General features: G+C 72.9%; 13 protein-coding genes. 5 read left to right on the top strand and 8 right to left on the bottom strand.

Annotated features, from left to right (window positions below; genetic code table 11):
• The first annotated feature begins 69 nt into the window (after nt 1-69).
• Nucleotides 70-2,358: an ATP-binding protein gene (locus ACWDY5_RS36755; protein WP_449726736.1), complete on the top strand. Its 2,289-nt coding sequence runs from the start codon at nt 70-72 to the stop codon at nt 2,356-2,358.
• Here ACWDY5_RS36755 and ACWDY5_RS36760 read toward each other — a convergent pair.
• The 3 genes from ACWDY5_RS36760 to ACWDY5_RS36770 are packed head-to-tail and all read right to left on the bottom strand — an operon-like array spanning nt 2,348 to nt 4,122.
• Nucleotides 2,348-2,566 carry an RNA-binding S4 domain-containing protein gene (locus tag ACWDY5_RS36760; RefSeq protein WP_449726737.1) on the bottom strand — a complete coding sequence of 73 codons (219 nt, stop codon included), beginning with the start codon at nt 2,564-2,566 and terminating at the stop codon, nt 2,348-2,350. The two genes, ACWDY5_RS36755 and ACWDY5_RS36760, sit on opposite strands and share 11 nt — an antisense overlap.
• A gap of 12 nt (nt 2,567-2,578) precedes the next feature.
• Complete coding sequence (locus ACWDY5_RS36765) at nt 2,579-3,181, bottom strand: alpha/beta hydrolase (RefSeq protein WP_449726738.1); 603 nt, start codon at nt 3,179-3,181, stop codon at nt 2,579-2,581.
• Complete coding sequence (locus tag ACWDY5_RS36770) at nt 3,178-4,122, bottom strand: ring-cleaving dioxygenase (protein ID WP_449726739.1); 945 nt, start codon at nt 4,120-4,122, stop codon at nt 3,178-3,180. Before ACWDY5_RS36770 ends, ACWDY5_RS36765 begins: the two co-directional genes overlap by 4 nt.
• A gap of 75 nt (nt 4,123-4,197) precedes the next feature.
• Here ACWDY5_RS36770 and ACWDY5_RS36775 point away from each other — a divergent pair, with 75 nt between their 5' ends.
• The gene (locus ACWDY5_RS36775) at nt 4,198-4,671 is read left to right on the top strand and encodes a MarR family winged helix-turn-helix transcriptional regulator (protein WP_449726740.1); all 474 of its coding nucleotides are present in this window, start codon (nt 4,198-4,200) and stop codon (nt 4,669-4,671) included.
• Nucleotides 4,672-4,850: 179 nt separating this feature from the next.
• Here the strand turns inward: ACWDY5_RS36775 and ACWDY5_RS36780 are convergent, their stop codons facing one another.
• The gene (locus ACWDY5_RS36780; RefSeq protein ID WP_449726741.1) at nt 4,851-5,015 is read right to left on the bottom strand and encodes a hypothetical protein; all 165 of its coding nucleotides are present in this window, start codon (nt 5,013-5,015) and stop codon (nt 4,851-4,853) included.
• 188 nt (nt 5,016-5,203) lie between these two features.
• On the opposite strand from ACWDY5_RS36780, the gene ACWDY5_RS36785 reads away from it, so the two are divergent.
• Nucleotides 5,204-6,409, top strand: a complete 1,206-nt coding sequence (locus ACWDY5_RS36785) for a J domain-containing protein (RefSeq protein ID WP_449726742.1) — start codon at nt 5,204-5,206, stop codon at nt 6,407-6,409.
• Here the strand turns inward: ACWDY5_RS36785 and ACWDY5_RS36790 are convergent.
• Both ACWDY5_RS36790 and ACWDY5_RS36795 read right to left on the bottom strand, forming a co-directional pair.
• The gene (locus ACWDY5_RS36790; protein ID WP_449726743.1) at nt 6,406-6,768 is read right to left on the bottom strand and encodes a sunset domain-containing protein; all 363 of its coding nucleotides are present in this window, start codon (nt 6,766-6,768) and stop codon (nt 6,406-6,408) included. The genes ACWDY5_RS36785 and ACWDY5_RS36790 overlap by 4 nt on opposite strands.
• Before the next feature lie 10 nt (nt 6,769-6,778).
• Nucleotides 6,779-7,828 (bottom strand): hypothetical protein, encoded by a 1,050-nt coding sequence (locus ACWDY5_RS36795; RefSeq protein WP_449726744.1) that lies wholly within the window; start codon nt 7,826-7,828, stop codon nt 6,779-6,781.
• 139 nt (nt 7,829-7,967) lie between these two features.
• Here ACWDY5_RS36795 and ACWDY5_RS36800 point away from each other — a divergent pair, with 139 nt between their 5' ends.
• Nucleotides 7,968-8,417: a YkvA family protein gene (locus ACWDY5_RS36800; protein WP_449726745.1), complete on the top strand. Its 450-nt coding sequence runs from the start codon at nt 7,968-7,970 to the stop codon at nt 8,415-8,417.
• Between the two features lie 315 nt (nt 8,418-8,732).
• A complete protein-coding gene (locus ACWDY5_RS36805) occupies nt 8,733-9,971 on the top strand; it encodes a sensor histidine kinase (protein WP_449726746.1) in 1,239 nt (412 codons plus the stop codon).
• 40 nt (nt 9,972-10,011) lie between these two features.
• On the opposite strand, the gene ACWDY5_RS36810 is transcribed toward ACWDY5_RS36805, so the two are convergent.
• Together ACWDY5_RS36810 and ACWDY5_RS36815 are read right to left on the bottom strand one after the other, a co-directional pair.
• Entirely contained in the window at nt 10,012-11,496 is a 1,485-nt protein-coding gene (locus tag ACWDY5_RS36810) for a PQQ-dependent sugar dehydrogenase (RefSeq protein ID WP_449726747.1), read from the bottom strand.
• 113 nt (nt 11,497-11,609) lie between these two features.
• Nucleotides 11,610-13,016: a GH1 family beta-glucosidase gene (locus ACWDY5_RS36815; RefSeq protein ID WP_449726769.1), complete on the bottom strand. Its 1,407-nt coding sequence runs from the start codon at nt 13,014-13,016 to the stop codon at nt 11,610-11,612.
• Nucleotides 13,017-13,029: the final 13 nt, after the last annotated feature.

Raw genomic sequence — 13,029 nt, forward strand, 5'->3', positions numbered from 1 at the left:
AGTTTGCATGTGTCTGTAACCAACCATAGCGCGATGATCTTCTACGGAGAGTGCCGTAATGTGCACGCAATGGCTTCGGCGGCACCAGGCAACCTGCCGGTCGCGATGAGCTCCTTCATCGACCGGGCCGCGGAGATCGCACGGGCCCGCAGGCTGCTGCTCGACCACCGGCTGGTCACCCTGACCGGGCCGGGCGGGGTGGGCAAGAGCAGGCTGGCCGCGCGGGTGGCCGAGCAGTCCCGGCCTGCCTTCCCGGACGGGGTGTGGCACGTGGAGCTGGCCGCGCTGGACGATCCCGGCCTGCTCGCCCAGACCGTGGCCGACCGGCTCGGCGCCACCGAGCGCTCGGCCCGGCCGCCGATGGCCGCGATGCGGGAGTTCCTGCGCGAGCGGCGGGTGCTGCTGGTGCTGGACAACTGCGAGCACCTGGTGGCCGCCTGCGCCGAACTGGTCAGCGCGCTGCTGCCGCACGCTCCCGGCCTGACCGTGCTGGCCACCGGCCGCCAGGCCCTCGGCATCGGCGGGGAGCACCTGCTGCCGGTGCCGCCGCTGGACGTGCCGCCCGCGGGCAGGCGGCTGACCCTGGAGGAGCTGCGCGGCTTCGGTTCGGTCCGGCTGCTGCTGGCCCGCGCCGGGCTCAGCGTGGACAGCCGCAACCGGGAGCCGATCACCCAGCTCTGCCGCCGCCTTGAGGGCATCCCGCTGGCCATCGAGCTGGCCGCCGCCCAGCTGCCCGGCAGCGGTCCCGAAGGCCTGCTGGCGGAGCTGGACCAGCGGTTCGACCTGCTGCTCTGCGCGAGCACCGCGGTGCCCCGGCAGCAGACCATGCGGGCCACCGTGGAGTGGAGCTTCGGCCTGTGCTCCCCGGCCGAGCGGATCCTGTGGGAGCGGCTGTCGGTGTGTTCCGGCGGCTTCGACCTGGCCGCCGCCGAGGAGATCGCCACCGGCGAGGACCTGGCCCGCGGCCAGGTGCTGGACGCGCTGACCGGGCTGGTGGACAAGTCGGTGGTCAGCCGGGTCGAGGACGAGGGCACGGCCAGGTACCGGATGCTGGAGACCATCCGCCAGTACGGCAGGGACCGGCTGACCGGCCAGGACCAGCTGCTCCGCTGGCGGCGGCGGCACCGGGACCACTACCTGCGGCTGGCCCTGGGCTTCGACCGGGGCTGGCACGGGCCGGAGCAGGCCCGGTGGAGCAGGCGCTGCGACGCCGAGCTGGGCAACCTGCGGGCCGCGCTGGAGTTCAGCCTGGCCGAGCCCGGCGGCGCGCAGGTGGCGCTGCGGCTGGTCACCGCCCTCAACTGGTACTGGGCGGTGTGCGGGGCCACCGAGGAGGGCCAGCTGTGGCTGACCCGCGCGCTGGGCGCCGCCCCGGAGCCGACCGAGCTGCGGGCCACCGCGCTATGGGTGACCGCGCAGGTCGCGGCGGTGCGCGGGGACCTGGCCACCATGCGGGCCGCGGTGCTGGAGTGCGAGGAGCTGGCCCGCGAGCTGGGCGCGGCGGGCGTGCTGGCCTACGCGGTGCAGTACCGGGCCACCCACGTCATGTACGCGGGCGACACCACCGCCGGGATCGCGCTCTACCAGGAGGCGATCGAGCGCCAGCTCAGCGTCGGCGACCAGCAGGGCGCGAGTCTGGCGATGGTGCAGCAGGCGTTGTGCCGCTGCCTGCGCGCCGACCCGGCGGAACAGGACCTGGTGCACGCGGTGGCGCGCTGTCAGGAGGCGATCGCGATCGTGGAGACCGTGGGCGAGGTGTGGATCCGCACCTGGGCGCAGACGCTGACCGGCCTGGCGCACTGGCTGGACGGGCAGCCCGCGGCGGCGCTGCCGCTGCTGCTGGAGAGCATCCGGCTCAAGCGCAGCTTCACCGACCGCTTCGGCCTTGGCATGACCCTGGAGATCCTGTCCTGGGCCTTCGCCGCGCAGGGGCGGCACGCCGCGGCGGCCTGCCTGACCGGCGCGGTGGAGTCGGTGCTGACCCCGGTGGGCGCCAGCTTCTTCACCATCGACGCGATGGCCCGGCACCGGGCCGAGGCGACCGCGCGGATCCGCCAGGCCCTCTCCGCCGGCGCGTTCGAGACCGCGCGGCGGCGTGGGCGGCGCTTCGACCTGGACCAGGCGGTGACCTACGCCGAGACCGAGCTGCTCGCCCCGGCCGCGCCGAGCACGCTGACCCGGCGGCAGCTGGAGGTGGCCCACCTGGTGGCGCGGGGGTTGAGCAACAAGGAGATCGCCCGCGAGCTGACCATCGCCCAGCGCACCGCGGAGGCGCACCTGGAGCACATCCTGGCCCGGCTCGGGCTGCGGTCCAGGGCGCAGGTGGCGGCCTGGGTGGCCGAGCAGCTCAGGCCGTGACCACCCTGGCCTTCTCCTCGCCCACCGCGACCACGTCGCCGCCGCGCAGCTGGGCGCCGCGCCGGGTCTCCACGCGCCCGTTCACGGTGACCTCTTCCTCCTCGATCAGCGACTTCGCCTGCCCGCCGTCCTCGGCCAGCCCGGCCAGCTTGAGGAACTGACCGAGCCGGATCATGTCGTCGCTGATCTCCACCGTGCGGATACCCATGGCGGAATCATCTCAGGCGTTGAGCCAGTCGGCCGCAGCCTGGGCCGCTTCCAGGGTGAGCTGGTGGCCGCCTGGGTGGCGGAAGGCGGTGACCTCCGCGCCGCGTGCCCGCAGCGTCGCCTCCAGTCGGTCCACCGAGTCCAGTGGCGCCATCTGGTCAGCTGTGCCGTTGGCCAGGAACACCCTGCTGCCAGTGAGATCCGTGCCCGGGTCCTCGGGCAGCGGGCTCATCGCGGCGAACAGCGCCGCCTCGCGCAGCACCTCCGGGTGCAGCAGCGTGACCGCGGCGGCGATGTTGGCGCCGTTGGAGAAGCCGGCCGCGACCAGCCGCCGCTCCCCCAGCCCGTACTTCTCCTTGGCCGCCACGATGAACTCGGCCAGCTCGCCCGCGCGCCTGCGCACGTCCTCGTGGTCGAAGACGCCCTCGGCCAGGCGGCGGAACCAGCGGGCCATGCCGTGCTCGGACACCGGGCCCAGCGGCGCGAGGGTGGCCGCGCCGGGGCTCAGGTGCTCGGCAAGGCCCAGGAGGTCCGCCGGGCCGCCGCCGGTGCCGTGCAACAGCAGCAGCACCGGCGCGGCCGGGTCGCCCTCGCGGAACTGGTGCGTCAGGTTCACGCCGGGATCTCCAGCTTCGGCAGCGCGCGCTGGATCTGCTCGCGGCTGGGCTCCAGCCACGGCGGCAGCTTCAGCGCGCGGCCCAGCTCCAGCAGCGGCTCGTCGGCAGCGAAGCCGGGGCCGTCGGTGGCCACCTCCAGCAGGGTGCCGCCGGGCTCGCGGAAGTAGATGGACCGGAAGTACTGCCGGTCCAGGATCTCGGTGACCCGGACGCCCCGGTCGAGCAACTCGTCCCGCCAGGAGACCTGGGTGGCCTCATCCGGCACCCGCCAGGCCACGTGGTGCACGGTGCCGACCGCGACCAGCCCGCGCTCGTCCCCGGGACGCACCAGCACGTCGACCAGGGACCCCGGACCGCCGTCCCCGGCCTCGAACCGCAGCCGGTTGCCCTCCTGGCCGACGAAGCGCAGGCCGAGGTCCTCGGTCAGGGTGCCCGCGGTGGCTTGTTCCGCGGTGACGGACAGGGTCACCGAGTGCAGGCCGCGGATGGCGTGCTCGGGCGGGACCAGGCCGTGGTCCCAGGGATCGCGCGGGTCTTCCTGCGGGTGCGCCACCAGGGACAGCTCCAGGCCGTCCGGATCGCGGAAGAGCAGGGCTTCCTCGCCGTCGCGGCCCTTGATCTCGCTGACCGGCGCGCCTGCCTCGGCCAGGTGCTGCCGCCACCAGCCCAGGGAGGACTCCGGCACGGAGAAGGAGGTGGTGGTCGCCTGCCCGGTGCCGTGCTTGCCCAGGGGCGCGTCCTTCCACGGGAAGAAGGTGATCAGCGAGCCCGGCCGGCCGGAGCCGTCGCCGTAGTAGAGGTGGTAGGTGCCGGGGTCGTCGAAGTTGACCGTCGTCTTGACCAGGCGCAGACCGAGTGCGCGCAGGTAGAACTCGACGTTGCGCTGGGGGTCGCCGCCGATCGCGGTGACGTGGTGCAGCCCGCTGGTCTGGATGCTCATGCCGGAGACGCTACGCCGCGGTTATCTTCCTCGCAAGAAGTTTCCCCGGAAGGGGTGCATGGCTATGCTGGCGGCATGACCGAGCCGGACAAGATCGCCGATGACGAGATCATCACCTGGTGGGGCCTGGTGATCGAGGGCTACCTGGCCACCCAGGACCGCCTGATGAGCGAGATCGCGGAGAAGTTCGGCCTGCAACCGGCCCCCTTCGACATCCTGCTCCGGCTGATCCGCTCCGAGGGGCACCGGATGCAGATGACCAGGCTGGCCACCGAGGCCGCGCTCACCAGCGGCGGGTTCACCAAGGTGGCCGACCGCATGGTCAAGGCAGGACTGATCCGCCGGGAACCCTGCGAGAGCGACCGCAGGGTCACCTACGCGGTGCTGACCGAGCACGGGGAAGAAGTGGCGGCGGCGGCCCGCCGGGCCGGTGCGGACAACCTGCGCCGCACCGTGCTCACCCCGCTCGGGTCCGAGCAGGCCGCCGCCCTCGCCGAAGCCATGCGCACGTTGCGCGAGACCAACGGCACGCGCTCGGCGGTGAGCTGAGGGAGGACTCCCAGGACCGGGTCGGGCCTCAACGGTGTGGTGGCGCGGCGCTGTTCGCGGGATCACCGCGTCAGCGCCTCGATGCCGTCCACTCCGGAAATCACCCGGTCGGGGAAGGTAAAACTGTGGGCCCGGATCTCGGAGGGGTCGTCGAGACCGGGACGTTATTACGAAACGAGTCAGTCCAGTCCGCGCACAATGTGCGGCTCGAAGGTCTCGTCGTCGAGCAGCCACTGCGGGATCGGGCTCCCGGCCACCTGGCGCGACCTGCTCTGGCGCTCGGCCTGCACCGGGAGCCCGACCCTGGGCGCGGGCTCGGCGCGTTCTCGGACCTGTTCCATCATGTCGGTTACCGCCTTTCGTGTGTGTCGGCTATCACGTTAGAGGAAGGGTGGCCTTTCGCGCTCGGGTATATGCAGAACACTGGTCGAAATACGGATCGCTTATCACTCCTTCCGCTCCGGCCCGCAGGGTGGAGGCGGGTGATCATCTTCCGCGGGCACCCCATAGGGTGTTCGCGCAGACACGGAAGGTGGGCGGGATCGTGGGCGCGGTCGACTATTACGAGCTGCTTGGCGTCGGCCGGACCGCGACCGCGGCGGAGATCAAGACCGCCTATCGCGCGCTGGCCAAGGTCATGCACCCGGACGCCGGTGGCACCTCGGGCTCGTTCCGGCTGCTGCGCGAGGCCTACGAGACGCTCAACGACCCCGACCGGCGGGCCCACTACGACCGCGGCGAGGACGACGAGGACGACTGGGACGAGACCGAGGACTGGATCGACGAGTCCGACATCGAGGTCACCGTCGACGCCCCGGAACCGCCCCGCCGCGGCACCCGGCAGCGGGCCAGGCCGTGGCCGCGCACCGGCGCCGCGCGCAAGACCCGCACCTTCGGACCCGACCCCGAGTTCACCCCGGCCATGCCGCGGCTGGACCCGGACACCATCCCGTGGTGGCCCGAGGTCGACCCGGTGGAGCGGGTGCGCCTGGTGCCGCCGACCGGGCCGGGCCACGGGCCCGCGTTCGGCGCGCTGGCGGCCTGGCTGGCGATGTGGGTGCTGCTGCCCGTGCTGACCGGCTCGGTGTGGCTGATCGGCCTGTGGCTGGCCGTCTTCGCCGGGGTCACCGGCGTCACCCTGCACCTGTGGCGCGGGCAGCTGGCGGCGGGCCGCGCGGACCGGGAGTTCACCGCCGAGTTCGGCATCCGCACCGTGTTCGGCCGGCCCGGCGCTGAGGAGGGCGATGTCGCCGAGCAGCTCACCGCGCGGCTGCTCGGCCGCTACCTGACCCGCCTGCCGGGGGTGCGCATCTTCCACGGGCTGGCCTGGCCGGACTCGGTGTTCGCCGACATCGACCACGCCGTGCTGTGCGGGCGGCGGCTGGTGCTGATCGAGTCGAAGCTGTGGCTGCCCGGCCACTACACCGCCGACGACACCGGCGCCCTGCGCCGCAACGGCCACCCCTACCGCGGCGGCGGCACCAGGCTGCCCGAGGGCGTGGAGGCCTTCCGCGACCTGCTGCCCGAGGTGGAGGTGCGCGGGGTGCTGGTGCTCTACCCCAACCGGGCCGGGGAGATCACCACCGGCGAGGCGCCAGAGGTGGCCGCCCCGCCGATGAGTCCCGAGCAGTTCATCGCCGAGATCGGGCAGTGGCTGGCCGCCGAGCCCAGCACGGTGGACCGGGACCTGTTCCGGGTGGTGCTGGGCCAGGTGGTGCAGCCGGAGAGCGCTCGTTAGGACGGCACCGCGGTGCGGCGGCGGACCACGCCCGGGGTGTAACCGGCCTGCTCGGCCTCGGCGGCCGAGGCGAACCAGATGTCGCCCTTGGTGCGGTTGAAGTAGGGCGAGTCCGGGGTGTGGTAGCGCTTGGTGCGGGTGTTGCCCTTGACCGAGCCGAGGATGACCTCGGCGGCCGGTTCCGGTTGCGGCAGCACGGTTTCCACCCTCTGCGGCAGCACCTCGACCACCTCGTCGACCACCGGGGCCTGCTCCCGGCGCTCGGCCAGCGGGCGCACCAGCAGCAGCCAGCTCAGCAGGCCGCCGGTGAGGAAGGCGGCCAGGCACAGCAGGAAGACCTGCCAGAACAACCACATCATCGTTTCGCTCCTAGCTGACAGCGACCCGCGCGCGGCGCAGGTGCGGGACGAAGGTCTCCGGGCCGGGCTCGACCCTGGCCACGGTGGTGATCAGCTCACGCGGAACCCCTTGTCCGGCAAGCAGGTCGCGCACGAGCTCGGCACGCCGGGCGGCCAGCTTGCGCGGGTCGACACCGGGCGGCTGCTCCTCCGAGGCCCAGGCGGTCACCGTGATCAGCGACTTGGGCGCGACCCGCAGCAGCCTGCCGATCCGCTCCACCAGCCGGGGCCCGGGCCCCTCGCCCCAGCGCACGGTGGCCGCCTCGAAGCTGATCCCGCCCGCGCCGTCGACCATCCGGCCGACCGCGGCGTCCAGCGCCCGGATGTCCACAGTGGACGGCAGCGGCGAGGGCCCGACGGTGAGCCCGTCGGCGGTGACCGGGCCGGCCCACCGGGTGCGCAGCCGTTCGATGAGGGTGTTGCGCTGGTCGGCGTCGGCCACCACCCCGCGCACGGTCACGCCCTCGGGCCGGATGGCCACGGTGAGGTCGGCGCCCCTGGCCTCGGTGGCCGCCTGGGCCAGCCGGGCCAGCTCCTCGGCAGGCAGGTCGGGGCCGGTGCCGTGCGCGGTCAGCGTCAGGTCGGTGACCTGGTGGCCGGGACAGCGGGCGGTGACCGCGTCCAGCAGCCGCCGGGTGGCCAGCTCGCTGTGGCCGGTGGCCGAGACCATTAACTCGCCGTCGCGCACCCGCAGCAGCACCGGGGTGGGGGCCAGCTCGCGGGCCACCACCGAGTCCACGCCGGGCAGGTTGGCCACCATGGTGCTCAGCGCGGCCAGCCGCTCCCCTGGCAGCCCGGCGAGGGTCAGCCCCCGGCCTACGGCGGCCACCTGGGCGTCCGGGTGCCCGGCCCCACCCAGCGCGGCACGGGCCTTGGCGGTCAGCTCGTGCTCGATCCTCGGCCCGGCCACGGCCACGGCAAGACCGGCCAGCAGCGCGGGCACCGCGACCGCGGTCAGCGCCCAGCCGATCCACTGTGGACGGGGGTGCGGCGGCGCTGGCGGCTCTGCTGTCTGGTCCATGGGCACCGGGTTGTAGCGAAACGCGCCGCGCTCGCGCCAGCCCGCTGCGGGCTATCCTGGTGACACGCCGGAGAGTTCACCTGGTTCAGCGATCATGCGACCGGGAACCCTTGTCCGGTCAAGGAGTCGGGGAGGTCGGGTGCTGGTTCTCGGGGTGGGGCTGCTCGCGCTGGGCGGGCTGGCCTTCTGGCGGCTGTCCTCATCGGTGCTGTGGCTGGAGCCGACCACGGTGGCCATCCTGCTGACCGTGCTCGGCGGGCTGTTCCTGATCGCGGGCATCGTGCGCGCGGTGCGCAGGCGCAAGGGCCTGGGCTCGCCCAGCACCGTGCAGCGGGCGCGGGCGCTGCCGAGGATGCTGCGCGCGATGCGCGACCGCCGCTATCCGGCGCCGCCGTGGTCCAAGCGATTGTTCTGGATCGCCGGGATCATCTACATCATCTCCCCGATCGACCTGCTGCCCGAGGTGTTCCTGCCGTTCATCGGACTCACCGACGACGTCGGCCTCGGCGCCTTCCTGCTGGCCCAGCTGCGCACGGAGACCGGCCGGTTCGTCGAGGTGGAACGCGGCATTTCCACGCCGAAAAAGTAGACCGGCCAGTTTCTATTCAGGCCGGAGGCGATTGGGCCGAAAGGACGCTCCCCGGTGCGGCCGTAGTGCGTAACATCGATCGACGGGACATCGATTGCACCTGCGGTTTCGCGTCCTGGTGTGGTGCGCGGGGTCGCCAGGACCCGAAACCGGTAAGTCCCCGGACCAGCTGCCGTCGCGGCCTGCCCGCACGGGCAGCGGAATGCGACCAAAGGCGCACCCGGGGCAACGAACGACATCGTTCGTAGGGACTTGAGGGGGCCGAAAGGCGTTTCTCTCACCTGAACCTACGGTCGAGTCAGTACCGTTCTCGGTGTGCAGGCACCATCACGCCGGCCATGGTGGCCACCGCGCCGGGCGAGTCCCGCGGACGCGGCGGCCGCGCTCGCCCTCCTCGCCATCGGTCTGCTGCCCCCGCTGCTCGGCTCGCTCTGGTGGCCGGCCGACGCCTACCCCTGGCCTGGGGTGCTCGGCCAGGCCGTGGCCAGCCTGCTGGTGCTGGGCCGCAGCGTCGCCCCGGCGGCGGTGGCCTTCGGGCTGACCGGGGTGGTGCTGGCCGAGCTGGCGGTGCCGGGCCTGCTGCTGCCGTCGAACCTGGCCACCGTGCCCTGGCCGGCCGCCGCGCTGGCCCTGGCCGCGTTCACCGTCCCTCGCGACCGGCAGCGGTGGTGGTGGCCGCTGGCCGGGGTGGCCGCGGTGCTGGCCGCCCAGCCGTGGCGGCTGGACCTGGGCATCGCCGCCACCGGCCTGCTGCTCACCCTGCTCCCGGTGCTGCTGGGCCGCCACCTGCTGGCCCGCCGCGCGCTGGCCCGCGCCGAGGCCGACCGCGCCGGGCACGCCGACACCGAGGCCCGGCTGCTGGCCGAACAGGCCCGCGCCGAGCAGCGGGTCCGGCTGGCCGGGGAGATGCACGACGTGCTGACCCACCGGGTGAGCCTGATGGTGCTGCAGGCGGGCGCGCTGCGGATGACCGCCCCCGACGAGGCCACCCGGCAGGCCGCCGAGGACCTGCGCGCCGCGGGCTGCCACGCCCTGGACGAGCTGCGCGACCTGGTCGGCGTGCTGCGCACCCTGCCGGCCAAGAGCGCCAACGGCGAGGCCGCGGTGGAGGCGCCGGCGACCGCGCTGCCGGACCTGTCCGCGCTGGTCGCCGAGACGGTGTCGGTGGGCATCGGGGTGGACCTGGTGCAGGACGGCTCGCCGGTGCACACCTCGCCGGTGGTGGGCCGCACCGCGTTCCGGATCGTGCAGGAGGCCCTGGCCAACGTGCGCAAGCACGCGCCGGGCAGCCAGGTCAGGGTGCACGTGCGCTACGGCGCGGACCGGGTCTGGCTGAGCATCCGCAACACCGCCCCCGCCGTCGCCCGCCTCACCACCGCCCCCGCCGGCCCGCCCGCCGGCGGCGGCCTGCTCGGCCTGCGCCAGCGGGTGGCCCTGGTCAGCGGCACCATCAACGCGGGCCCCCGCCCCGACGGCGGCTTCTCCGTCGATGCCATCCTGCCCGCCTACATGCCCACCGGCTCGCACGCCGACCTGGCCCGGCACGCCCGCTGACGGCGCTGCCGGACGGGCGGACCCGCCCGGCAGCTTCGCCTCAGCGGATCTCACTCCGCAGAACGCGGTCGGAGCCGGGGCCCTGGCCGCCGTTGCCGTCGGCGTTGGTGGTGCCGATCCAGATTGCGTCCGCACCGGGCACCTTCACCACCGCGCGCAGGCGGCCGAAGCTGGTGAAGTGGCTGGTGGTCGCGCCGGCGCTGGTGCCGTTGAGCTCGACCCGCCACAGCCGCTGCCCGCGCAGGGCGGCGATGTAGGCGGTGTCGTTGACGATGGCCAGCGAGCTGGGCGAGGCCTCGGCGGTGGTCCAGGTCCGCTTCGGGTTCTCCATGCCGCTGACGTTGCAGTTGCCCTCGCACTGCGGCCAGCCGTAGTTGCGGCCGGGCAGGATCAGGTTCAGCTCGTCGGTGGAGACGTTGCCCAGCTCCGAGGACCACAGCCGGCCGGCGGAGTCCCAGGCCAGGCCCTGGGCGTTGCGGTGGCCGTAGCTGTAGACCAGCGAGTTGAACGGGTTGCCCGGCGCGGGGGCGCCGGTGCGGGTGAAGCGCAGGACCTTGCCCGCGACGCTGCCCAGGTTCTGCGCCAGGCTGGTGTTCTGCGCGTCGCCGGTGGTGGCGTAGAGGAAGCCGTCCGGGCCGAACTTGAGCTGGCCGCCGTTGTGGAAGCGGCTGGCCGGGATGTTGTTGACGATGACCTGGCGGTTGCTCAGCGTGGTGCCGTTGAAGCTCATCCGCACGATCCGGTTGGCCTGCGCGCCGCCGTCGTTGGAGGTGTGGAAGAAGAACACGTCCTGGTCGCCGGCGCCGTTCCAGGTCGGCGAGACCGCCACCCCCATCAGGCCGCCCTCGCCGCCGGTGGTGGTGCTGTTGGGCACCGTGCCCACCTGGGTCCTGCTGCCGTTGAGCCCGGCCCGGAACACCCGGAAGGTGTCGCGTTCGGTGATGAGCGCGGACTGGCCGTCCGGCAGGAAGGACACCGCCCACGGGATGGACCAGCCGGTGCTCACGTTGGCGGGCGGCTGCGGGTTGCCGCGGCCGGGGGCGGGCGCGGTGTCCACGTCCAGGGCGTCCAGGTTGGGTCCGCCCGCCGCGGTGGCCCCGGTGGCGCGGATGGTGTTGGTGCCCGCGTTGAGCGCGGTGGTCACCGTGATCGACTGGTAGTTGGTCCAGCCGTTGCTGGGGAAGGCCAGGTCGTTGGCGACCAGGTTGCCGTTGACCGTGATGTCCAGCGGCCGGTTCGCCCCGCTGCCGTTGGCGTAGCGGAAGGACAGCACCGCGTTCGGGCTGGCGGTGGCGGCGTTGACCGTCCACTGCACGTAGCTGCCCGCCACGTTGTCACTGTTGACGAAGCCGCTGCCGCTGAAGCCGGCGTGGTTGGACTCCACCACACCCTGGGAGATGGTCGCGGTCTCCGCCTCGTGGCGCACCGGGGCCGCACCAGCCTGCCCGGCGGGCAGCACCAGCGCGCCCGCCACGACCACCACCGGCAGCCCCGCTCTGGTAAGCGCTTTCAAGCCAGTTCTCATAACCGTTCCTCTCAAGTGTGCGGTGAGGGAAGGCGGTTTCCCGTGGCGGCGGGATTCTCGGGAGAACCACACCATGGTGCGGCAGCCCGGTCGGCTGCCGCACCGGCCATTCGTCAGGAACCGGACCGGACCTGGCGGATGGTGTCCCGGTACCACAGCGCGCTGCGCTTGGGCGTGCGCCGCTGGGTCTCATAGTCCACGCGGACGATGCCGAACCTCTTGTCGTAGCCGTAGGACCACTCGAAGTTGTCCATCAGCGACCAGGCGAAGTAGCCGCGGATGTCCGCGCCCTGCTCGCGCGCGGCCGCGACCGCGGCGATGTGCCGGCGGAAGTAGTCGGTGCGCTCGGTGTCCTCGACGAAGCCGTCGGCGTCCGGAACGTCCGCAAAGGCCGATCCGTTCTCGGTGATCACCATCGGCACGCCGGGGTAGTCCCGGCCCAGCCGCACCAGCAGCTCGGTGAAGCGCTCGGGCACGATCTCCCAGCCCATCGCGGTGACCGGCTTGCCCTGCGGGATCTGCCGGTCCACCGGGTTGCCCTGGGCGTCGCGGGTGTTGCCCTGCTCGTCCCGGCCGGAGAAGACGTGGCCGGAGTAGAAGTTGACGCCGAGCACCTCGATCGGGGCAGAGATGATCTCCAGGTCGCCGTCCTGGACCGGCAGCTCGACCCCGCGGTCGGCCAGGTCGGTGACGATGTCGGCCGGGTAACGCCCGCGCAGCAACGGATCCAGGTAGATCCGCGCGCCGAGGCCGTCGGCCCGGCGGGCGGCCTCGCGGTCCTCGATGGAGTCCGAGGCCGGGGTGGCGGTGCCCATGTTCAGGGTGATGCCGAACTTGTGCTCGGGGTTACCAGCCGCACGCATCCGTTGGGTGGCAAGGCCGTGGCCCAGCAGCAGGTGGTGCACCGCGTGGATGGCGTCGGCGAAGTTCTGCCGCCCGGGGGCCTGGCGGCCCTCGTAGTAGCCGAGCATGGCCGAGCACCACGGCTCGTTCAGCGTGGTCCAGTCCCGCACCCGGTCCTGGAGCTTGTCGAAGACCAGCATGGCGTAGTCGGCGAAGCGGTAGGCGGTCTCGCGCACCGGCCAGCCGCCCGCGTCCTCCAGCTCCTGCGGCAGGTCCCAGTGGTACAGCGTGACCCAGGGGTCGACGTCCTTGGCCAGCAGCTCGTCGACCAGCCGGTCGTAGAAGCCGATCCCCTTGGCGTTGACCGGACCGGCGCCTCCTGGCTGAACCCTGGGCCAGGACACCGAGAAGCGGTAGGTGTCCACGCCGAGGGAGCGGATCAGCTCGACGTCCTCGGGCATCCGGTGGTAGTGGTCGCAGGCCACGTCGCCGTGGTCGCCTTCGTGCACCATGCCCGGTGTCCGGCAGTAGGTGTCCCAGATCGAGGCCGTCCGCCCGTCCTCGAAGGCCGCGCCCTCGATCTGGTAGGCCGAGGTCGCCACGCCCCAGCGGAAGGACTGCGGCAGGGTGCGGATCAGCTCCTCCGCCGCGGTGCCTGCCGGGGCCGCCGTCGTGATGTCCACGCTGTCT

The organism is Crossiella sp. NPDC003009, from assembly GCF_053591555.1.